This is a genomic window from Patescibacteria group bacterium (assembly GCA_041671645.1).
GTDB lineage: Bacteria > Patescibacteriota > UBA1384 > XYA2-FULL-43-10 > 1-14-0-10-43-13 > JBAZBD01.
In genome coordinates, this window is sequence record JBAZBD010000001.1 from 542288 (window position 1) to 564885 (window position 22598).

At 45.1% G+C, this 22598-nt stretch carries 24 protein-coding genes; 2 read left to right on the forward strand and 22 right to left on the reverse strand.

Annotation, left to right across the window (positions count from 1 at the left end):
* Positions 1-64: 64 nt before the first annotated feature.
* Complete coding sequence (locus tag WC227_02760) at positions 65-400, forward strand: hypothetical protein (protein MFA6963612.1); 336 nt, start codon at positions 65-67, stop codon at positions 398-400.
* 236 nt (positions 401-636) lie between these two features.
* On the opposite strand, the gene trxA is transcribed toward WC227_02760, so the two are convergent.
* The 11 genes from trxA to WC227_02815 form a co-directional block, all read right to left on the reverse strand.
* The gene (trxA, locus tag WC227_02765; GenBank protein ID MFA6963613.1) at positions 637-975 is read right to left on the reverse strand and encodes a thioredoxin; all 339 of its coding nucleotides are present in this window, start codon (positions 973-975) and stop codon (positions 637-639) included.
* An 11-nt stretch (positions 976-986) separates the two neighbouring features.
* Positions 987-1439 (reverse strand): transcriptional regulator NrdR, encoded by a 453-nt coding sequence (nrdR, locus tag WC227_02770; protein ID MFA6963614.1) that lies wholly within the window; start codon positions 1437-1439, stop codon positions 987-989.
* Between the two features lie 116 nt (positions 1440-1555).
* The gene (gene ftsZ, locus WC227_02775) at positions 1556-2707 is read right to left on the reverse strand and encodes a cell division protein FtsZ (protein MFA6963615.1); all 1152 of its coding nucleotides are present in this window, start codon (positions 2705-2707) and stop codon (positions 1556-1558) included.
* Positions 2708-2823: 116 nt separating this feature from the next.
* A complete protein-coding gene (gene ftsA, locus WC227_02780; protein MFA6963616.1) occupies positions 2824-4065 on the reverse strand; it encodes a cell division protein FtsA in 1242 nt (413 codons plus the stop codon).
* Between the two features lie 63 nt (positions 4066-4128).
* On the reverse strand, positions 4129-4581 hold the full coding sequence (locus tag WC227_02785; GenBank protein ID MFA6963617.1) for a diacylglycerol kinase family protein: 453 nt from the start codon (positions 4579-4581) through the stop codon (positions 4129-4131).
* A 7-nt stretch (positions 4582-4588) separates the two neighbouring features.
* Positions 4589-4990 (reverse strand): rRNA maturation RNase YbeY, encoded by a 402-nt coding sequence (ybeY, locus tag WC227_02790; GenBank protein MFA6963618.1) that lies wholly within the window; start codon positions 4988-4990, stop codon positions 4589-4591.
* A gap of 2 nt (positions 4991-4992) precedes the next feature.
* Complete coding sequence (locus tag WC227_02795; protein ID MFA6963619.1) at positions 4993-5904, reverse strand: HDIG domain-containing metalloprotein; 912 nt, start codon at positions 5902-5904, stop codon at positions 4993-4995.
* A 1-nt stretch (position 5905) separates the two neighbouring features.
* Positions 5906-6352 (reverse strand): GatB/YqeY domain-containing protein, encoded by a 447-nt coding sequence (locus WC227_02800; protein ID MFA6963620.1) that lies wholly within the window; start codon positions 6350-6352, stop codon positions 5906-5908.
* A gap of 1 nt (position 6353) precedes the next feature.
* The gene (locus WC227_02805) at positions 6354-6548 is read right to left on the reverse strand and encodes a 30S ribosomal protein S21 (protein MFA6963621.1); all 195 of its coding nucleotides are present in this window, start codon (positions 6546-6548) and stop codon (positions 6354-6356) included.
* Positions 6549-6649: 101 nt separating this feature from the next.
* The gene (locus WC227_02810) at positions 6650-6991 is read right to left on the reverse strand and encodes a histidine triad nucleotide-binding protein (GenBank protein ID MFA6963622.1); all 342 of its coding nucleotides are present in this window, start codon (positions 6989-6991) and stop codon (positions 6650-6652) included.
* 11 nt (positions 6992-7002) lie between these two features.
* Positions 7003-7482, reverse strand: a complete 480-nt coding sequence (locus WC227_02815) for a hypothetical protein (GenBank protein MFA6963623.1) — start codon at positions 7480-7482, stop codon at positions 7003-7005.
* 213 nt (positions 7483-7695) lie between these two features.
* Here WC227_02815 and WC227_02820 point away from each other — a divergent pair, with 213 nt between their 5' ends.
* Positions 7696-8445, forward strand: coding sequence for a lytic transglycosylase domain-containing protein (locus WC227_02820; GenBank protein ID MFA6963624.1), 750 nt, complete (start codon positions 7696-7698; stop codon positions 8443-8445).
* 64 nt (positions 8446-8509) lie between these two features.
* On the opposite strand, the gene eno is transcribed toward WC227_02820, so the two are convergent.
* The 11 genes from eno to WC227_02875 all read right to left on the reverse strand — a co-directional run bounded on the left by eno (position 8510) and on the right by WC227_02875 (position 22521).
* Positions 8510-9799, reverse strand: a complete 1290-nt coding sequence (gene eno / locus WC227_02825) for a phosphopyruvate hydratase (GenBank protein ID MFA6963625.1) — start codon at positions 9797-9799, stop codon at positions 8510-8512.
* A 50-nt stretch (positions 9800-9849) separates the two neighbouring features.
* A complete protein-coding gene (locus tag WC227_02830) occupies positions 9850-11001 on the reverse strand; it encodes a DUF3048 domain-containing protein (GenBank protein MFA6963626.1) in 1152 nt (383 codons plus the stop codon).
* 8 nt (positions 11002-11009) lie between these two features.
* On the reverse strand, positions 11010-11906 hold the full coding sequence (locus tag WC227_02835) for an FAD-dependent oxidoreductase (GenBank protein ID MFA6963627.1): 897 nt from the start codon (positions 11904-11906) through the stop codon (positions 11010-11012).
* Positions 11907-11950: 44 nt separating this feature from the next.
* Positions 11951-12229, reverse strand: coding sequence for a hypothetical protein (locus WC227_02840; protein MFA6963628.1), 279 nt, complete (start codon positions 12227-12229; stop codon positions 11951-11953).
* A 117-nt stretch (positions 12230-12346) separates the two neighbouring features.
* Positions 12347-13186, reverse strand: a complete 840-nt coding sequence (locus WC227_02845) for a LytR C-terminal domain-containing protein (protein MFA6963629.1) — start codon at positions 13184-13186, stop codon at positions 12347-12349.
* 60 nt (positions 13187-13246) lie between these two features.
* The gene (locus WC227_02850; GenBank protein ID MFA6963630.1) at positions 13247-14062 is read right to left on the reverse strand and encodes a DUF362 domain-containing protein; all 816 of its coding nucleotides are present in this window, start codon (positions 14060-14062) and stop codon (positions 13247-13249) included.
* 108 nt (positions 14063-14170) lie between these two features.
* Positions 14171-14779, reverse strand: a complete 609-nt coding sequence (gene lexA / locus WC227_02855; protein ID MFA6963631.1) for a transcriptional repressor LexA — start codon at positions 14777-14779, stop codon at positions 14171-14173.
* A gap of 690 nt (positions 14780-15469) precedes the next feature.
* Positions 15470-16756: a 23S rRNA (uracil(1939)-C(5))-methyltransferase RlmD gene (rlmD, locus tag WC227_02860; protein MFA6963632.1), complete on the reverse strand. Its 1287-nt coding sequence runs from the start codon at positions 16754-16756 to the stop codon at positions 15470-15472.
* 7 nt (positions 16757-16763) lie between these two features.
* On the reverse strand, positions 16764-18065 hold the full coding sequence (gene hisS / locus WC227_02865; GenBank protein MFA6963633.1) for a histidine--tRNA ligase: 1302 nt from the start codon (positions 18063-18065) through the stop codon (positions 16764-16766).
* 76 nt (positions 18066-18141) lie between these two features.
* On the reverse strand, positions 18142-20016 hold the full coding sequence (locus WC227_02870) for a RelA/SpoT family protein (protein MFA6963634.1): 1875 nt from the start codon (positions 20014-20016) through the stop codon (positions 18142-18144).
* 9 nt (positions 20017-20025) lie between these two features.
* The gene (locus WC227_02875; protein ID MFA6963635.1) at positions 20026-22521 is read right to left on the reverse strand and encodes an ATP-dependent Clp protease ATP-binding subunit; all 2496 of its coding nucleotides are present in this window, start codon (positions 22519-22521) and stop codon (positions 20026-20028) included.
* Between the last annotated feature and the right edge of the window lie 77 nt (positions 22522-22598).

Sequence of the window (22598 nt, forward strand, 5' to 3'; positions counted from 1 at the left end):
TTAGCACAGTTGTGCTCCTTTTGGCCCAACCGGGCCGTTTTGATTTTCGCCTGCATAATGAGGCATGCGAGCCTCGGGTTTAATCCTCTGCATTGGTATCGGTCTCCTACCGCAAATCGACCAAAGTGATGCAACGGATAAATATCCGCTCCCAGAGAGCAGTCTTCGGGATATCAACCCTCATGCTACCTGGAATAGGTGGCTTGGGATCTTAAAATCCCAGCGTGGTACACTGTACCAAAATTTTCTCTGGTATGCGATCATCTCTGCAGTAGCATTTGCAATGAAACTTGTTAGTCCCAAAATTGCAGACAATATTGTTGCGATCCAGAGCAAAACTCTTAGTAGATACATATCTACCTACTCTCCTTCACCAAACGATAAACGTTCGCTTGATTAAATGATCATACAAAATTTGTGTTGGCCTGTCTAGAGAATTTGTCCACAGAAATGATTAATTAAATTTGCCACAAAAAAACCGCCCCGATATTGGATCGAGACGGTTAATTCTTTAGTGCCCCTTACCCATTTTTTTGAAAGGGTGAGGGGTCATCAAAGAACTTTGAAGTTGCTCAAATTGAGCGTTTCAACAGCTCAATTATAACATATCTGTGCTCAATAAGTCAATAGGTATGGTTATTTCAACAAATCGTTCAATTTGGATTCGATTTCCTCAATCGGTCTCATCCCAACCATAGTCTCGACCAATTTGCCGTCGTTGAATAATATCAATGTTGGTACGCTCATGACATCGTAATTGATGGCTACCTCTTTGAGTTCATCAATATCAACTTTGACTATTTCGACCTTGTCGATGTTTTTGTACGTCTTTGCAAAGTCGTCTAGAATCATGCCCATCATTTGGCATGGGCCGCACCAAGTGGCAAAAAAATCGACCAGAACTGGCTTTTTCACATCAATATTCTTCTTGAACTCTTCTTCCGTAGCTGGATGCTTAATTGTTTCTTCGCTCATATTTCTCCTTTTTAATTTTTATCTCTTTGTAATTTTTCTGCTTCCTTTTGGAACTTCGATGCTGATCCAAAACTCTTGTAAACTGATAGAAATCTCAAATATCCCACCTCATCGGCACCCTTCAGCTTATCAATACAGAATTTACCGATTTGTTTGCTGGCGATGTACTTGGACTTCAATTTGGCAATTTCATGCTCTATGGCGTCAACAATGCCCTCAATTTGATTGGCCGAGACCGGACGTTTCTCTAACGCCAGATTGATACCACGAGCTAGTTTACTTCTCGAATATTCTTCGATCACGCCGTTGCGTTTGACTACCTTAATCTTAGGAGATTCAATTCTCTCGTAGGTAGTAAATCTGAAGTGACAGCGCAAACACTCTCGCCTTCTTCGAATAGTCCGGTCATCGTCTCTCGAATCAAGGACTTTGGTGTCAGATTTTTTACACTCTGGGCAGATCATATGCTAGCATTCCGTCATTTATCTATATTCAGTGCCAAATTCACTCTAACTACATATTAAACTACTAGATATGGATGGTCAATAAAAAGTAGGCCCCTTGGCCTATTTTTCGTGTTCTATTTCAGTTTTCTTCGTATAAATGCTGGTACTTCTAGTTCGCCTTCGTCATCTTCCTCGTCCTTCTCAAGCGGCCTTGCTGGCTCTGGCTCGGCGTACATGTACTGTCTTTCGTTTCGTCTGAGCATCTGAGAGGCTGGAATTTCTGCCTGAGGTCGCTCGTTTGGTGCGAATATTTTCTTCTGTGTTCTGTTGGTTTCTGATTCAAATCCTGTCGCAATCACAGTAATTTTGACTTCGCCCTGCATCGCTTCATCGATGATTGCTCCGAAGATAATATTTGCATCAGGGTCGGCAGCCTCAGTGATCGCTTTGGCGGCTTCATCAATTTCATACATTCCAAGATCTGGACCACCAGTAATGTTGAACAGGATTCCTTTGGCGCCATCGATGGAAAGCTCGAGCAACGGAGAGTCAATAGCGGCGCGAGCGGCTTCGATTGCCCTATTGTCACCAGTGCCGTGACCGATGCCCATGAGGGCGCTACCGGCGTCTGCCATAATGGCTTTAACATCAGCAAAGTCTACATTGATCAAACCATGATAGATAATCAAGTCTGCAATACCTTGGACACCCTGACGAAGTACATCGTCTACGATGCCAAAAGCGTCGAAAAGAGATGTCTTTTTATCGATAACCTGCAATAATCTGTCGTTTGGAATAGTGATAAGAGTATCAACTTTTTCTTTCATCTCGGCGATGCCAAGCTCTGCAATCTTCTTGCGTCTTTGGCCTTCGAAAGTGAAAGGCTTGGTAACAACACCAACTGTTAGAGCGCCTAATTCTTTGGCAATGTCTGCAACAAAAGGCGCTGCGCCAGTACCAGTACCACCGCCCATACCACAAGTGACGAAGACCATGTCAGCGCCCTTGAGCGCTTCGTAGACTTCTTCTTTGTTTTCCTCAATCGACTTTCGGCCGACTTCTGGATCTGCACCAGCACCCAAACCGCGAGTGGTCTCTTTGCCGATCTGTATTTTGATCGGTGCTTCGTTGAAAGCGAGAGCCTGCGAGTCTGTGTTAATGGCGATAAACTCAATACCACGCAACTTCGAATTAATCATCCGAGTGATCGCGCTCCCTCCAGAGCCGCCCACACCAACAACTTTAATGTTGGCGAAATTTGCTAGATCTGAGTTTTTCTCAATCATGCTGATCCTTATGGTATGAAAAGTTAATACAACCGTAATACTTTTTATGAAGTATATTCGTAATAAAATAATACTTCAAGAGAAATATAATGGCGAGAGTACTTTGGGTGGGGGCCTTACGGCATGAGATTCTTGAAAATCGACTTTACCTTATCAATTACGTTATTAACTCCTGGTATATCGAGATTGAAATTCATACGATTTGGCTCGTGGCTTCTGTCTTTTCCCCAAAGCATCAGACCTATGCTTGTAGAATATACTGGATCTCCGAGCTTGTCAATAAGTCCTGTGATCTCAATAATTGGCGAGCCAACTTTGGCCGGTAGACGCATTTTTTCTTTGGTCATTTCGACAATTCCCTGAATCTTGGACCCACCGCCGGTAAGCACTACCCCAGCGGGAAGGGCGTCTGTACAGTCGGCTTTGCGAAGATTTTCCTGTATTAGACTGAATATTTCAGAAAGCCTCGCTTCTATAATTTCAGAGACATATTTGGTCTTAACTTCACCATCTTCATGCTTGTCCAGCTTTGCGAGATCAATAGTGTCCTTCTCATCTACCTTGTCTGGTAAGGCGTATCCGTATTTCAATTTGATCAGATCTGCGAGGTCTAGGTTGGTACGAAGACCGATAGCGATGTCATTTGTGATATGAGTAGAACCAATAGGGATTACACCGCAAGTCGCGATCTCGCCGTCTTCATAGGCGGCATAGGAAGTGCTGGCGGCTCCGATATCAACAAGGAGAGCGCCCATTTCAATTTGGCGCTTGGAAAGGAGTAGCTTGGCGGTTGCAAGAGGAGAAAAAACTAATTCTTCGACCCCGATATTTGCTTGGTCAACGGCTTTGATAAGTGATTTTACAGCGTTTGATGAAGCGGTCACAATATTAGAGACAACCTCAAGTCTGATTCCGGTCATGCCGATTGGATCTTTGATTACTTCATTGCTATCAACGACAAAATTTTCGGGAATTACGTGAAGAACCTCGCGGTTAGACTTGGTTGGGATGGCGCGAGCAGCATCGATAGCCCGTCTGACGTCGTCTTCACCGATCTGTCCGTTTTGGCTAGAGATGGCGATAATGCCTTTGCTCTCCTCGCTCTCGATAAACGGGCCAGAGATGCCAACAACAGCACCCTGTATTTGGCAACCGGACATTCTCTCGGCTTCGAGTACGGAACTGGTAATAGCAGAGACTGTTTCCTCAATATCGACAATAACACCCTTGCGGATGCCCTGGTTGGCGCTTTCGCCCAACCCGATAATATCAATATTACCTTCCTCGAATTTACCGACGCAGGTGATGACCTTAGTACTGCCAATATCTATGCCAACTGAGATGTTGCTTTCTCGCACGAAACCCTCCAAATAATAACTAGCTTATTCACATTTTATTATAAAAGCCGCTACCTTGCAAGCCTAAAGGAGTCTTTTCACGTAAGGCAGAAAGATCAGAATACCGACCACGATGGCAATTATTGCGCTGATTAGGACTGCACCTGCCATTGCATCTTTGGCCGCCTTGATCAATTTGTGATTTCCGGGGTGGCAGACGTCAAACACCTTCTCGATGGCGGTATTTATGATCTCAATTGCGAAAACCAAGATCACGGCCATAAACAGGATAGCCAGCTCAACTCGAGAGACTTCGAGGATGTAGGCCAGAACGCCAACAACTATGGTAATTACGGCGTGAACTCTAGCGTTTTGTTCTGATTTGAGAAGGAAGGAAACGCCCCTAATGGCATGGTCGAAACTGTCAAACAATCTTCGCACGCTGAAGGGTTTGTATTTGATCGGCTGTGAAGCTGTCTCTTCGCGATTTGCAGACTGATCTTTTTGGCAACATTTTTTATCTTCAACAGTTTCCATAATCCTCCTATAAATTACAATCAATAATCTTGGCTTTTTGGTCCCAGAGCTGGGCGTCTTCCTCATGATCGTATCCGAGCAGATGAATCAGGCCATGTTTGACGACGTCAGGGATTGATTCCTCTTTTTCCTCGACGATCTTGGCGCAAATTACAATCGAGCCCAGGAAATTCAGCTTCGGTTTAACGGGATTGAATTGCGGGAATGACAAAACATCAGTTGGTTTGTCGATATTTCGATATTTCTGGTTTAAATCGTGAATATGGGCCGTGTCTACAAAGTTTATTTCGACGAAGTAATTATTTACTCCAAATTTTTCGAGACAGGAAGAGACTAGCTCCTTGATCTCAAGATCAGTTGGCTCAGTAGTTTCAGAATTGAAATGATATATGTCTATAATATTTGTCATATTTAGCTTCGCAAGATTCGTTGATGATAGATTGAGTCAAGCGTCTCTAGGAGAGAGTCCTTCACAGTTTTAATATCATGCTCACTCATCCCAGAATTTTTGAGCTGCTTTTCCCTGATTTTGTCCGAAAAGGTATTCTCTACGATCTCACGAAATAGTTCCTGGGTTAGAAATGGGACTGATCTGGTAGCTGCCTCGACGGAATCGGCAAGCATCAATATCGCTGATTCACGAGTGGTCGGGGTAGGACCTTCGTATTTTAGGTCAGTTCTCTTCACCTTCAGTTTGCGCTCTTTGGCCATCTCGTAAAAAAATAGTACCGAAGTTGTGCCATGGTGTTCTTTGATCATCTCTATAATCTCGATAGGGAGATGATTTTCGCTGGCGATTTGTACTCCGTTTTTGACGTGCGAGATGATTTTTTGCGCCTGAGAAGCGATATTCTCAGAATCATAAGTCTTGGGGATTTCTTCGCCTGATTGATTTTCAATATAGAGTGTCGGAGCATCAAGTTTGCCAAGGTCGTGATAATACGACGCAACTCGAGTCAATAGGGCGTCTGCGCCTATTGCTTTGGCTGCCTTCTGGGCTAGTATCGAGACGTTGATCACATGGTGGAAGGTACCTGGTGCTTCATATGACATCCGAAGCATCAAGGGGTGTGACAGGCTCTCGAACCTAATAAGGCGATGGTTCTTCTTGATGCTCTCGGCCAGGATCGGGTCAATCATAGTTAGGATGATTAGATTGAGAGCAACCGAGACCAACGCTCCAAGGGTAATTGCAAGGACAAGAAACATTCCGCTAACCGCAAAAATATTTGAGATTAACAAAATTAACCCCATAATTATTGCGGTGGCAATTGTGAGAATAATTGGGAAAACTACCAAAATTTTTGGTGATCCCTGTTTCATTTTATTTATTTAGAAGTTCTCGGACAATTTTTGAGACGAGGCCACCATCGGCCTGGCCGTTTGTCTTCCCTATGACTGCGCCCATGGCGCGTCCCATATCTTTCATCTCTGTAATGCCGAGATCTTGCAATGTCTCCACGGCAATTCCGCGGATAACATCTTCTGACATCTCTGCTGGGAGGTAAGCTTCGATAATTTTGGACTCTGAAAGCTCTTTTTCTGCACTATCAGGTCGACCAGCGTCGCTATACTCCTTGGCTGAATCTTGTCTCTGTTTGACTTCTTTCCGAAGCACTTTGAACGCTTCTTCTTCGGTAAGATTATCTTTTTTCTCGATAGATTTATTTTTGAGTGAACTTTTGAGCAATCTCAAAACAGACGTTTTTAACTCGTCGTGTGCCTTGTAGGCTGTGAGAAAATCAGCGTCGATCTGTTCGATCAAACTCATATTACCAACCGCGTTTAAGCTTATTAATTTCACTTCTTCGGACAGCAAGTTTGCGCTTCATGCCACGATTTAGATCTTTTTCAAAAAAGCGTCGGCCTTTGGCCACAGTTAAAACACCGCTTTGTTGAACTTCGCGGTTGAATCTGCGGACTAAAATATCAATACGTTCCTCTCCTTTGCGTTTGACCTCGATCAAGAGTAATCACCACCTTCCGAATGTGTTCTGCACAACAGCAGAACGATTTATGATGCTCATATTATATCGGAAAAATCCAAAAATCGCAAGGTGCGAAGAGCTTAACAAATGTCTCCAAGTTTGCCGCCTCCCAGGAGATGGAAATGGAGATGCGGGACGGCTTGACTGGCATCAGGTCCAGTGTTAGAAACTACGCGAAAGCCAGACTTGTCGATGCCCAGATCTTGGGCAATTTTGCCCGCCGCAATCATAATGTCAGCGACGATATCCGCATTTTCTCCGTTCAATGAGCCAATTGAATCAATATGAATTTTGGGAATTATCACTATGTGAGATGGGGCCTTCGGGGCAATGTCCCGAAAGGCAATTATTTTGTCGTCTTCAAATACTATATCTGCCTTAATTTCATGCTGAGCAATCTTACAAAAAATACAATCGGCCATAAGTACTCCCTTTAAGTTAATGAGATAAGCCATTTACGAAAGCTGAAAGCTTTGCGTCTAATTATTCGACGTCTGACAAGATTGGCCTCGCCTATGATTTTGGGCCACTCTTGTTTGAGCCAGAGTTTTTGCGCCTTTAGCTGATCTCCCAATCCCCTATTCTTGAGCTCCGTGTCGACTATTCCGCCATGGTGTGGATACCTCGAAAACTTGGGCAAGGGCGAAGCGAAGCCATGAGCATAATGGCACAATTCATGGGCAATCGTGCTTGCGACGATGTATTCTGGTACATTTTTGTCTCGAAAATAGCCAGTAATAGTAATTATGGTGCGTGAATTTTTGTCTCTTGGGGCGACTTGTCGGATACTACCCAATCTTCTCTTGGCGGTGCGCCCGAAGCTGATGGTCACGTCATTGGGGCGCTCCACATCAGCAAAATATTGTTGCCAAGTTTCGTTCAGTAATTTTAGAAGCCAGACGTGTGATCTCATATCCCATATTATCGTTAAAATTGTCGGAATAATCAAATCGTGCTTGACATCAAGGTACTGTATGGGTTAGTATACACAACTGTTGGATATATTAGGCTTACTGCTATTGACATTGAGCATGAAATGTGCTAATATATACACATGACTTGGAGGTAAAGCCCCAAGTTTTTTTAATTAAAAAAGGTTTCTGGTGCAAGGCTCTTTCTTCTGAATATGGCGGCCGAAACTCCAGAATATATAATGACTCTTCTTCTGAAGAGGGTGCGCGACTTTGTGTGGAGGGCAAAAAATGGTTTCATCTCAATTTGGAACAACAAGAAAATCATACCACTATTTCCAATGGTGGCTATTACTTTTAGTATGTTCCCTGTCGTCCCTACAAATTCGATTGCTTCGGTTGACCCGATTAGTTCCACGATCCAGCTTGATCTAAAGTCTGGCTCTGTATTGTCGGTAGTCAAACCAAGCTCGATTATCACCCCAGGTGAATCGACTGTTCAGCGCCTTGAGCGAGAACAAAATGAAGCTTTGGCTCGTGCCAAGGCCGATGCTGCAGCGAAAGCTGTTGCTTCTAGAAACACCGTTTCTCGTGAAAGACGTGTCTATACCGATCCAACGGATTTTGACACGATTTATCATCGTGCCGAAGCAAGCATTGGTGTAGACTGGAAACTGCTCAAATCGATCCATATTGCCGAGACCGGCGCTTCTGGTTCTTCCGGAATTGCCAATAAGTCTGGCGCGACTGGACCGATGCAGTTCTTGCCCTCTACTTTTCGTCGACATGCAGTTGACGGTAATGGAGACGGCATCTTGGATATTACCAACGTAGAAGATGCAATCTTCTCTGCGGCTCAATATCTAAAAGATTGCGGTTACCCAAATGTGAAACAAGCTTTGTGGGGCTATAACCCTTCGACAAGCTACTTCAACAAGGTTACTCGCATATATAACGGACTTTAACGATTACATTAAAAAAGGACCCAGGCGAAAGCTCGGGTCCTTTTTGTAACCAAAATATTTAATTTTAGACTCTTTGCCACGGGGCCAGAGTGCATTTTCCCTGATTTTTCTCTTCAATTTCCAATATTCTGTTGTACTTAGCTGTTCTCTCCGAGCGACAGGGCGAACCGGATTTGAGGGTACCGCAACCTGAGGCGATGGCTAAATCTGCGATGAAATTGTCCTCAGTCTCGCCCGAACGGTGTGAGACTACCACGCGAAAGCCAGCGTCCTCAGCAATTCGAATCGTCTCAAGCGTTTCGGTCAGCGTACCGATCTGGTTGGGTTTGATCAAAATTCCAGTCGAGGCGTGCTCAGCAATCCCTTTCTTCAGAAGCTCAACGTTAGTGGTGTAGATTTCGTCGCCGATAATCTCAACCTTCTCCCCAACCTGCTGGGTAATATCCTTCCAGCCATCCCAGTCGGCCTGATCAAGTGGATCCTCGATCGAGACAATTGGGTATTTGTCGCACCACATGGTATAAAATTCGACTAATTCGTGCGATATTAGCGAGCGATTTTCTCGATGGAGTTCGTAAAAGCCCTCTTTTGAGAAGAAACGACTTGCGGCGGGATCGAGCGCAATGAAGACATTCTCCCCTGCTTCATAGCCTGCTTCTCCAATGGCTAGCATCAGAAGCTCCATTGCTTGCTCGTTTGAGAAGAGAGAAGGCGCATATCCGCCCTCGTCACCAACCAGTGGCTGGTAATTGCGATCCTCTAGAATCTTGCCAAGGGTGTGGAAAATTTCGGTGCCAACACGAAGTGACTCACGAAAACTGGGGAATTTGGTTGGGACAATCATAAACTCCTGAAAATCAGTTGATCCCAGGGCGTGTTTGCCACCGTTTAATATGTTCATCAGCGGAATCGGAAGCGTGAGAGTATCGAGTTTGCGGTCCATCAAAGAAGCCAAGTACATGTAGAGCGGCATTTTTTGACTCTTGGCCGTAGCTTTGGCGGCGGCAAGCGATACGGATAATATTGCATTGGCCCCGAGGCGAGATTTGTTCTTAGTGCCATCCAATTCGATCATTCTCTGATCGATTACAGCTAGATTTGAGGTGTCGGCGCCTATGAGCGAGCTCCGGATCTCGTTGTTTACGTTGCTGACCGCCTTGAGCACGCCTTTGCCGCCAAACCGCGCAATGTCCTCATCGCGTAGCTCCAAGCACTCCGAGGCGCTCTTGGAGGCGCCTGAGGGTACATAACCCAAGGCATAGGTCCCGTCATCGAGCAAAATTTCGCAAGCAACAGTAGGCCATCCTCGTGAATCGAGAATTTCACGTGCATGAATATCTGATATTTTTGCCATTTTCCCTCCAGAAATTGAATATTTATAAGGTAAGTAGTGCGCTTGTTGTCTTATTCTACGGTCAAGCTCTGACCCGTCTCACCGTTCAAGACGCTAATCCATGTCTGTCCTCTGTCAAAGACGACTTCAGCGCCACTTGCGTCGTAGAAAAGCTCTCTCTCAGTCTTGGAATTCTTTTTCCATGTTCCGATTGTTTCCTTGCCGTCGATAAAGATATGTGCGGCCCCGGTGCCGATATTGGTCATGTCGTAGCCGCTTTCGTTGATCTTGGTAACTGTCGATTTGCGCTTGACTGTCATAACAATGACGTTCTTGGGGCTGAGCTGATTTTTGGTAACTCGGTCAACGTGAGCCGTGCCAGCCAGATAGCGCTTGTAAGAATTGGTAACCTTGTCATATTCAAAGACGACTTTGTAGGATGTATTTGAGAAATCGATCGTAATCTTCTGTTTTTCGGGCAAAGCCAGCCGATCGGCTCCCTCTGGCTCCTCTTTGAATTTGTAGACATTAAAATTGTTGGCTGTTGGGTAGCCAAGCTCGGTTGCTTTGTCCCAAAGTTTACTGGTCGAAGTGAAGGCAGTGTGCTCACTCGCGACACCACTTCCCTCTCGCCAATATGGTGCAGAGTATGCGAATTGGTCGAGATCATAAACTTTGTCGGCCTTGATCTTGTCAAGAGCGTCAATATTGCCACCAACATGGCCCAAGTATGCATTGTAACCAAGGGCCCAATCAACATAGTATGTACGTGCAGAGCGAACTGGGCCAACTTTTTCGGCTTGGTAGGTGCCAAAAAGAGCGAGAAAACGAGTAATTCCACCTTCAGCGATTGCTTCATAGATGATGCTGGCCTTGTCCAGTCCGGCTTGGGGTCTAGCATCAGGATGATTTTCTACAATTATTGCCAATGGGTGCCTCAAGCTTGAGCTCTGATCTGTGGAAATCCCGTCGAGAATTGCTGGATATCCGACAGCAACGGCTTCTGGAGTCGCGGTTTTCTCTGCTTCCGGCTTGGGCGCTTCAGGCTTGTCACGGAGAGTGAAAAAAAGGCCGAGGCCGACTGCAACGAGAATTATAATTATGGCTCCAATAATGATTGAAAGCTTCTTGTGTGTCTTGATATAAATTATAAATTTTGACCAGAAGTCAGTGATTTTTCTCCAAAAAAACTTCTTTTCGTAATTTTTGATTAGCTCGTCCATTTTTCCCTCTATTTTTTTATTTTTTGTAAATATGCGAAGCATGACAAAGCCGCCTTGGCACCCTCACCTGCAGCAATGACTATTTGTTTGTAAGGTGAGTTTGTGACGTCTCCTGCAGCGAACAGGCCAGGGACTGAGGTGGCCTGGGCAGGGTCGCAGACTATCTGACCTTTCTCATCAATTTTGACAATATTCTCAAATAATCTTCTATCAACTACATATCCAATTTCGATCAGAATGCCGTCGCTGGTCACTTCTTTCCCATTGTTTAACTTGATTGATTCAACCTTTTTGTCGCCAAGTATCTCGGCAACCTGTACATTGTTGATAATCTCAATATTTTTTAATGCTGAAAGTTTTTCCATCAGCGCTTCCTCGGCCTTGAAAACCTCTCTTTTGGAGAGAATATTTACCTGTTTGGCAAAAGCTGCAGCGGTGATAGCGGCGCTAACTGCTGAATTACCGTCCCCTACAATCGAAAGGATCTTGCCTTTGAAAAACGGGGCATCGCAGGTGGCGCAGTATGAAACACCATGACCTTTGAGCTTTTCCTCGCCAGGGACTCCAAGTTCGCGAGGTTTCTTGCCCAAAGCTAATATCAGGGTCTTGCCCTGTACTTCTTTGGCCGAGGTTTGAACGACGAAAACATCATCTTTCTTTTCGATTGATTTTGCTTCGCTGAAGATAAATTCAACACCAAAATTCTTTGATTGGTCAAATATCTTCTTGGCCAATTCGGCACCAGTGATCAAGCCTAGGCCTGGGTAGTTTTCGATCTCGCTGGTCTTGGTAATCTGACCGCCAATATCGAGAGATATGACAGCAGTTTTGAGCCCTCTTCTAGCCGTATACATTCCTGCAGATAGGCCTGCCGGTCCGCCACCGATTATTACAACATCATACATAAAACAGTTCCAATTAATGAATGCCTGATCATATTATTACAATTTCAGCTCTTGTGCAACCAAAACATGTTGGTCTCGATTCGAACAAAAAGGAACTTCAAGACCATCCAAATGATCTCGCCAATATGCATCGTAGCGGGCCAGGCTCCTGGGATGAATAATAAGATTAGGATCAAAAATATCCAGTGTCCGTGCTTCAAAAGCCCTATAATTGAGCCTGCCAGAAGCAACAAAATCAGCAATGAAATAAAGAATTGCCCTTCAGGTGAGAAGCGCGAGATGAAATTGTCATAAAATTTGAAGGAGGCGTAGATTGGATCCATAAGTTTAAGCTGGTGGGATTCCCTGATGTCCAGAAATTAATAAGGCGAGTAGCCCTGCGAACAGAGCTAAAAGGCCGTAAATGAACTTGTATATTAGACTTCTCTCGTCTTTCGGCATTACTTTTTGCCCACCACTACAACCAAGTCGGATGTGCCGACAACTGTATTGTCCATCACAGTGGTTACAGAATATGTTGGCAATGCGTCCTTGACCAAATTCGCTTCGGCCTGTTTGCCTTCATGGAAATATATGATCGTGGTGGCATAAGTGAACTTTTTGGCGTTGGTAGTGCTTGTGATCTTGAATCCTGCAGTTGTGAGAAGCGAGCTCACTGTAGCAGCTCGACCTGTGACGCCATTGCCGTTCAATACCTTGATCTTGATGGCGGCCTTGTCGATGGTCGGAGTTGTGACAGCTGGAGTGGTAACGGCTGGAGTAGTAGCAGCAACAGGCGTCGTAGCAGGCGTTGTTTCTGTTTCTGTAGTTTGAGTAGGCGTTGTGGTTTCTTCAGTTGTAGTGCTTGCTGGCTCCTTCGAGGTGGTGACGGCCGGAGCGCTATCTTTGATAAATATCTTCTTGATCACCGCGAAGTTCTGCCAGACTAGAATACCAACCAAAACTACAAACAAAGTCCAGAGAAATCCAATGTTCAGCAGAAAAGTTTTTTTGTTTGGCTCTTTCTGCGAAGCCGTCTCGTTTGATTCAGTCATGGCTGGTGCCTTTTTGGAGTCCTTAAATTGTTTCTTGTCAAAAAACTCGTCGGCCAAGCGGTCGTTGCTTTTCTTCTTCGTCTCCTTGTCGCCTTCTTTGGAACTTAATTCAACTTCGGGCTCAGGAGGATCTTGAAGCAAATCAACATCAAAAGCGCCAGCTTTGTCAGCTATTTCTGCAATATTTCGCTCTTCAAGTTTTCGCCTTGGTAGGTGCTTGGGCATGATATCATTCGATATTCCCATTTACCCTCCTTTTAGGAATATTATACCAAAACAACATTAGAAATGTCTAACTAAATCAGATTATTGCTGTGACAAACTGTATTTGTTCCAGTCGTCCCCTACCACAAAGACAGTCCCGAGATCGGGGTCAAACAGAGAAAGATAATCAACATCTTCTGGCTGGATCCCCAGGCACATAGCGGTCAGGACATCTGCTTCGACAGTGTTGATGCTCGAAATCGCGAAATTGGTTGGCAATATGTCCTCGTTGCCGCTCGATGAGACGACTGTTCTGTGCCCGTCAATGACCGAGAGAGAAACCTTGTACTGCTTGAAAGTCTCGACTATCAATTCCGGGCTACTTAAATTGCTATTATGTTCCTTGGCGCCAAAAATTCTCTCGAGAAAGCTTGGTGCGTGTGAAGACTCAGCCGGAATAAGGTTTGCCAGTGCTCCAGCAAATTTCCCATCTGTAATCTTTGGCGTGGCTAGGAGGACTATAAAGTCTGATTCATGAAGAATCTTTGGCACCGAAAGCTCATTCTCACCGGCTTTAATCAAAACCTGCTCCTCTTCGTTGAGATCAGAGGCTGCAAAATCGTATTGGTCTTGAAATTTTAGATATCCCAAATCCTTGAAAATATCGAGTGTTTTGCCCTTTTCGGCCTGACCGGTTACGGTAATCTGCCCTTTGACGTGAGGCGTGAGGAAATTTAGCAATGCCTCAAGGACCGAAGCCTCGATAACCTGCTTGCTGGAGGGCCTTGGAATATCGACCATTACAACGACGCGGGATTTGTTTTTGATGCTCTTGGTCACCTCGGTCTTGATCAGCGAAAGAGAGCGTTCGATATTGTACGCCGAATCTTTGGAATGTATGTATGAGAGTTTTACCATTTTCAGTAATGCCCTAATTAACAACAAAAACTTGGTGCCCCTCACGACACAAAGTTATGTTTTGGTGAATATATTGTACCATATTGGTCGAAGTAACAGATCAAGAGCTTAGACGAAGCGACGGATCACGCCTCTGACTTTGCCCTGGATTGTGACTCGGTCTCTTTTGAAAAGCATTGGCTTCATCGTCTTGTTGGCAGGTTGGAGGCGAATCTTCTCTTTCTCATCATAAAATCTCTTCAGCGTGGCATTAGCATTGTCGATCAGGGCAACCACGATCTCGCCGTTTCTTGGGCTTGCCGTCTGCTCAATGATGACGTAGTCGCCGTCCAGTATTCCGTCGTCAATCATCGATTCACCTCTGACCCTGAGAGCGAAGGTACGCTTGCCCATCATGTCTCTGGGTATGTCAATCGTTTCATTGGTCCGGATCGCTTCTATCGGCCTTCCAGCGTCGATCACACCCATCAGAATGACTGAGTGCATCTCGACGCCGTCGTCGAAGGTTGGCGTGAGCTGGATAGCACGGGCTTCCATCGCGTCCTTGGTCAAATAGCCCTTCTCCTCCAGAATATTGACATATTCGGCAATCGTACCAGTCGAAGAGAGCTCAAAATAATGCGCAATCTCTCGATAACTTGGCGCGTAGCCATTGTCATCGATGAAATGACGAATAAATTCTAAGATGTCCTTTTGTTTGCGAGTTAGCGGCTCCATATTTGCTCCTTTGTTCGTGTTTTGTTTGGATAATCCAATTATAGAATTAGACCGAACAAAAATCAAACAAAAGACTGTGGATAAATATATCACGAGAGTGATATTGCGCTCTTGACGGCCAGATAGGATCAGAGTATAACGATAAGCAGGGTGGTTTACGACAGATAGGTCCCCAGAAAAAGTTTAGTTCGCTCACATTGAACGACAAGACAATCTTCTTAAGTTCGTTAGTAGCTTTGATTTCGGTCGAAAGATCGAGCACCTACTCCCTTTAAAAGGGAAAAACGTCATTGTCGCAGTCTTGAGTTCAACTTAAATTGTGTTTCGACTAAATCGATTCGTCTTCCCCAGGAAAATTTTATATTGTTACTGTCGTAACCCCCAAGCACTCATTCGCCTCTATTCGAGGCACAAACCGAAAGACTCAGCATTTGCTTGAGTCTTTTGACTTTTAACCCCCGTATTTAGTCTTGACAAAAATTGCAAAACAGTCTATTGTGTATGAGCCCAGGGAACTGTGTGCTACACAAGATATTGGATGAGACCCGGGTCATGACTTGGGGAAGCCTGACTCTGCGGAGTCCAATATTTAGTGTGCAACGCACACAGGAGCAAGCCGTTTGGGGTTGCCAGACCCCAATATGTGCCGATGGGGATGTTAACACTATGTTTTCATCCCCATTCGTCTTTCTACGAGATTAGGCCTACACATTCGAGATGATAAGTTTGCGGAAACATGTCCAGAGATTGGACTTTTTTTAATTCCCGACCATATTTTTGAAATTCTATAATGTCTCGCGCAAAGGTTGCTGGATCACAGGAAACATAAACTAGTCGGGAGTTAGGGGCTGAGAGTTTGGAGAGAGATTCAATCAGCTCAACTGTTAGGCCTGCACGAGGTGGATCAATAACTACGACATCAAATTTTTCGTTAAATAACTCTGACTGATCGCCCCTACCTAAATCAGCCAATTTGAACTCAATATTTGGTACTTTATTAATCTTGGCGTTGGCCTTTGCATCATTAACGGCTTGTTGGTTTAACTCTATGCCGACGACCTTCTTGGCAAAAGTTGAGAGATAGATCCCAATAGTTCCCGTACCGCAAAAAAGATCGAGTACGCTCTCCCCTATTTTGACATCGGCAAATTTCTTGATCAGGTCATAGAGAATCTCGACATTTGCCCCATTGGTCTGGAAAGATGACTCTGGAGAGATTGTGAAAGTGTATTTGCCAATCTTCTCAGATATGGCGGTAGCGCCTGATAATAGATTTCTACGCACTCGTCTATCTACTTCATAGCAATGATAAATTGATTTGATATTTGGGATTTGCGACAGCTTTTCTCTGAGCTCCACTGTATTTGCCAGTTGACTTGAACTAGTAAATATTTCGACCATGTAATCATCGGTCCTTTTGCCCTCACGGAGTCTCAGTGACCTTAGATTTTTGATTTCATTCTCGTTTGCCCAATCTACGACTGCATTCATGATCAATATGGCAGTCTCGGACTGAAGCAAGCAGGTCTTGATCGGAATTAACTTCTTATAATCGAGATAATCGTACATCGCTAGCGATATCTGGCCGTCAACTTCCATGAATTGGAAGGAAATGGTGTTGCGATAATAGAAATCAGAGCGGCTTGAAATTATCGGCAAAATTTCGGTCTCTACCTTTTGGCGCTCCAGAGTTTCCTTAAAATACGCCTCTTTGAATTTTAATTGATCTGCGTATCCAATATTTTGAAAATCACAGCCACCGCACTCGGCAAAATGAGGACATTTGGGTTCAATACGTAATTTCGAAGGCTCAATAACTTTAACTATTCTTGCTTCAGCATATTTCTTCTTGTCTTTGATAACCTCAACTTCCAGGGTGTCACCTGGGACTGATTTCTTCACGAAAATGGCTCGGCCATTCTCATCGTGGCCAAGCCCAAATCCTTCGTAGATCAACTTTTCTATTTTTAGAATCATCAAAAATCTATTTTTTGCATTCGCATTTGATCAAGCGGTCTTTGACTGCTTCAACCAAATCTTTAGCCTGATAGACTTCCTGGGAAGAACCCTCGAGGTCACGAAGAATGATTTCGTCTTTGACTGCTTCCTGCTGGCCGATCATAATAGCGTATTTGGCGCCGAGTTTGCTGGCTGATCTCATCTGCTGACGCAAGCCATCATTTGATGGGACAAAATATACGTTGATATCATTGTTGGATAGTTCGTCATAAATCTTCTTCGAAACTTCTTTGGCCTTCTCACCAAGCTGGAGGATGCAGACCTCGACGCCTCGGGTTTTGGCAGGCTTAATCCCCTGCTCCTTCATGAGTGCAATAATTCGCTCGATACCGAAGGAATAGCCAACAGCTGGAGTCTTGGCGCCGCCTAGAAGTTCGGCCAAGCCATTGTAGCGACCGCCGCCGACGATTGTACCCTGTCTGGCCTTGTCGTCCTGCGAAACGATCTCGAAAACGGTGTTGGTATAGTAATCAAGACCGCGGACAAGTGTAGGAGCTAGATCATATTTGATATCGAAATAGTCCAGAAGCTCTAGCGTGTGTTGGAAATGTTTCTTGCACTCTGGGCAGAGAGTGTCGAGCATGATTGGTGCGCCTTTGGCAATCTCCTGGCAACTTTCTGACTTGCAGTCCAGAAGTCTAAGCGGATTAGACTCATATCGATTTTGGCAATCTGGGCAGGATTTGTCTAAGTGCTCTTTGTAGTATTTCTTCAGTTTGGCTAGATATTTTGGTCGGCATTTGGGGCAACCGATTGAATTGGTATTTACCACCAGATTTTTGAGTCCTAGCCGAGTTAGAATTTCCCAAGCGGACATGATAGCTAGGTAATCGGATTCAGCGCTTTCATCACCAAATATTTCGACTCCGCCCTGATAAAACTCGCGGAATCGACCCTTTTGAGGTCTTTCGTGACGAAACATTGCACCAAGATAATAGAGCCGCACTGGCTGTGGCCAGCTGCTCATGCCGTTTTGGATATATGACCTGACGGCGCCAGCAGTACCTTCTGGGCGAAGACAGAGCTTGATCGCCTCATCATCATTTCGGGATTCGAGTGTAAACATCTCCTTCTGGACGATATCTGTTTGCTCGCCGATGCCCTTCTTGTAGATTTCAGAATTCTCGAAATGAGGGAGATCGAGACGGCCAAAGCCTAGTCCGGAAAGAGTTTTCTCAGTGACAGCTCGGATAGTCTGCCAGTATGGCTGTTCGTCTGGAAGTATATCTTTGGTCCCTCGTGGGGTCTGAAAATTTAACTTTGACATCGTGTTCTCCCTATTAACTAATCTTGCCTCATGTTAGCAAGACCATAATCAAAAATCAAATGTGATCGGCACTATTTTAGATCTCAATCAGCCTTTTGGGGTCAACGCCGGTAAGACGTTTGCAACCCTGTCGGTGAACCTTGAGCACATGCTCTCTTCCGATATAGCCGACAAGCTTATCAGTCGGCTTGGGCTTGCAGCAATTAGCATATTCGTACCTGATCCCAACGAGATTTTTGGGCTCTGCCGTCGTGGGAGCGAATATTTTCTTCTTTTTTTGTTCTGTTGTGACTAGCTCAGGATTGATCGCTTTGGCCAGACGGACGGCTTTGAGTCCATTTTCGCCAACGGCGATCAGGGCTTGTTTGATAGATTTGTAGGGCAATCTCTCGTCTTTGAGTCGATCGTTTTCGGAGACTTCCTTCTTCAGTCCAAATTTCCTGTAAATATCCTGAAGCCTGCGGATTCCTCGCGAGAGCAAACTTTGCTCTTCTTTCTTGCGCAAGAACGCCCGGATATGTTGCTTGGCCTGCGAAGTGACGGCGAGGCGGAGCCATTCGCGTTTGGGCAAATTGTTCTTGTTGACCAGAAGCTCTAGTGTATCGCCAGTCTGAAGAGGAGTATTGATCGAAATTAGTCGGCCGTTCACTCTAGCGCCCGATAAGTGGTTTCCTAAATCTGAATGAATTCGATAAGCAAAATCAATTGCGACTGCCCCCTTGGGAAGCCTGACAATATCCCCTTTTGGGGTGAAGACGAATATCTGATCAGCAAACAATTGGTCTTTGAGCTCAGTCAGGAAGGCGCCGTTGTCGTTGATTTCTTTGAGTTTGACCAGTTCCTTGGCCCAGCCGAGCTGAATCGCCTTGGAGGAGCTGCCGTGGGCTGACTCTTTGTAGCCCCAGTGTGATGTTAGCGGGCCATACTCGGCCAATTCGTGCATCTCGGGAGTTCTAATCTGGACTTCGAAGACATTATTGCTGCGGGATTTGACGGTAGTATGAATCGATTGATAACCGTTGCTCTTGGGCTTGGCAATATAATCATTGATCTGATTTGGGACTGGTTCGTAGAGCGAATGGACAAGGCCGAGAGCCTGGTAGCATTCGCCAACAGTCTTCACGATTAGACGCATCGCCACGATATCATAGACTGTCTTCAAGCTGCCTCTGCGCTCAATCTTTTTGTACAAACTGTACTGTCCCTTGGTCCGACCAGAAATGCTGATTAGCCGTATCCCCTCTTTTTCCAAGTTGCGCTTAACCTCTGGGATCAATTTGGTGATGGCTTTCTCTGGGTTTTGATAGATTGAGGCCGCTTCTTCCATAAATTTGGAATATTCCTTCGGGTAAGCATAAGGAAATGCAGTGTCCTCAAGGAGCGTCTTGATCTTGCCCATACCAAGTCTCTCGGCAATTGGAGCGAAGATCTCAATCGTCTCTCTGGCGTAGAATTTTTGCTTCTCTGGCTTCAGATGCTTGACCGTCTTGATATTGTCGAGACGATCGTAGAGCTTGACGATAATAGCGCCTGGATTGGTGGTTAGAGCGAAGATAATCTTGCGATAATTGTCAGCCTGCTCCAAAAACCTCTCGTCATCGTCAAAGATCTTTGATTTGTCGTTGAGTTTGACCTTCGAGACCTTGGTCACACCCAGGACGATATTGCAGACGGTATCGCCAAAAAGCCCGCGGATTTCTTCCTCGGTACCGGTAGTGTCCTCAATAACATCATGCAGAAGGCCGGCAATAGCCAGAGAGACATTGTAGCCGTCTCGAAGTAAAGCTAGAGCGACTCTTTTGGGGTGCTCGATATATGGGATGCCAGAGAGACGTTTTTGGTCAATGTGCTTGGTCTTGGCAAAATTATAGGCATGAGTTAGGTCATTTATCTCGGATACCTTAAACGAACCCAAGAAGGGACCGAATGATTTTGGTAGAGCTTGTGACATTATACTTCCTTAGGCCAGCACGATTAGGTCATCTTTGAGCTGGCAAATAATTGAATCACCTGACTGATATTTTTCGGCCAGAATGGCGTCTGTGATCATATTTTCGATATGTTCAGCGATAAATTTCCGAATCGGTCTGGCGCCATATTGTGGATTATGGCTCTTGGTAGCGATGAAGTCGCGGACATCGTTTGGAATCTCTAGCGTATATCCGCCAGATTTCAATCTCTCTATCAGCTCCTCTGCTTGCAAATCTACGATTGTGCGCAAGCTTTTTTCCTTGAGCGGATAGAAGATGATAACTTTGTCGAGACGATTGATAAATTCCGGCCGAAACGTCTTCTCGACTGTGTCTAGGATGCTGGACTTGAGATGAGAATATTGTGAGTCGCTATCGTTTTTGGTAAATCCAATCGCGCTACCTTGTCTCAAGACATCAGTCCCTAGATTTGACGTCATGATGATAATCGTGTTTTTGAAGTCGATTTTGCGCCCTTTGGCGTCTGTCAGTACGCCATCTTCCATAATCTGGAGGAGGATATTGAATACTTCGGGGTGGGCTTTCTCAATTTCGTCGAACAAGATGACTAAATATGGATTCTTGCGCACCTTTTCAGTCAGTTTGCCGCCCTCTTCGTAGCCGATATAGCCAGCTGGGGCGCCAATAAGTCTGGCCACATTGTGCTTCTCCATGAATTCGGACATGTCGATCTTGAAAAGGTTGTCGCTACTACCAAATACTTCTCGTGCCAGTACCTTGGCCAGCTCAGTCTTGCCTACTCCAGTCGGGCCCAAGAAAATGAATGAACCAATTGGTCGGTGAGGGCTGCTAATCCCGACACGAGATCTCTTGATTGACTGCGAAATTTCAGTAATTGCTTCATCTTGGCCGACGACAAATTTGGCTAGCGTTTTGGATAGATTTAGGTATGTTTTCTTCTCTTTTTTGGTCATTGCCACCACTGGGACGCCTGTCCAATCCGAGACTAATCTAGCAATCTGTTCCTCGTCTACCACAGCAGAATCCTTGGCCTCAGTTTGCTTGTTTGCTTTCTCGATTTCCAAGAGAAGCTTTGCTTCTTCCTCTTTGTGTAGAGCGGCACCTTCAAAATTCTCCTCAGAGATAGCTTTTTCTTTCTTTTTCAGAGCCACAGCCAAAAGTTTCCGAAGCTGGATAATCTTGCCACTCTCTGTATTTTTGTTGGCTACGGACGCCCCTGCTTCGTCGATCAGGTCAATCGCCTTGTCTGGTAATGAGCGATCGTGAATATAGCGGTGAGAAAGCCGTGCGGCCGCCTCGATGGCGCTCTCCGTATAAGCGACATGGTGATAGGCTTCGTAATGAGATTTGAGACCGTTTAGGATCTGAATTGTTTCCTCTACCGTTGGCGGCAAGACGTGGATTGGTTGGAATCTGCGCTCAAAGGCGGGATCCTTCTCAATATGTTTTTTGTATTCGTCAAAAGTTGTCGAGCCGACCAGGCGGAGTTGCCCTTTGGCCAACATTGGCTTGAGCAGATTGGCGGCGTCAATCGATCCCTCAGTCGAGCCAGCCCCGACCATCATATGAATTTCATCGACAAAAAGAATTATATTGCCACGCTTCTCAATCTCGGCAAGGATCTTCTTGATTCGACTCTCAAATTGGCCGCGATACATCGTGCCAGCCAATATTGAGCCAAGGTCCAACGACATGATCTGACAATTATCTAGTTTGCGAGGGACTTGGTGTTTGACGATTCGTTGAGCTAAGCCCTCAACAATGGCAGTTTTGCCCACTCCGGGTTCGCCTACTAGGATAGGGTTATTTTTGGTGCGACGAGACAATATCTGTACAATCCGTGCGATCTCTTTGTCGCGACCAATGACTGGATCAAGCTTGCCTTCCTTGGCCAATTTGGTCAAATTGTTGGAATATTGGTCGAGAGCATTTTCCTTCTTGGCTTGGGCAGTCCCTGTCTGCATGAAAGGCATCGGGCCAGAATTGATGAATCCGTCGTCCAAGCCATCCCCCATCATGTTTTCGACTGGGATCTGGGTCATCGGCAGGTCATCCTGATTGAATGATTTGGTGATGCCCTTGAAAATCGTCTCTATCTGACGTTTTATCTTCTTGGGATCAACGCCGATTCGCTCGATAATGAGGTAAGAGTTGAAATTCTTGTTTGAAATGAGAGACAAGAGAAGGTGTTCCGATCCGATCGTGGCGTGATTGTATTTGGCGGCATATTGGACGGCCAATTGAATCGACTTCTTGGCGTCTTCAGTGATGACATATAGAGCGCCTTTGTTGTGATCGATCAACGAGGCAATCAAATCAATTTTGTCGGCGGTCACGTCAAAAGAGGACAAGATTTCATAGGCCAGAGAATCCTTGCTCAAAAGCAGCGAGAGCAATTGATGCTCGGTGCTCAAAGCAGAATTACGAGCCTTGGCGATTCTCTCCGACTCCAAAATCGTTTTCTTGAGATTTGGTGTAAATTTTTTGAATATCTCGTTGTTCATGGGTCAATATTTTGAATAAAGAATTTAGAGTACCGAAAATAATACTATTGAAGAGTACGTGTAAGGGAGCTCATGGT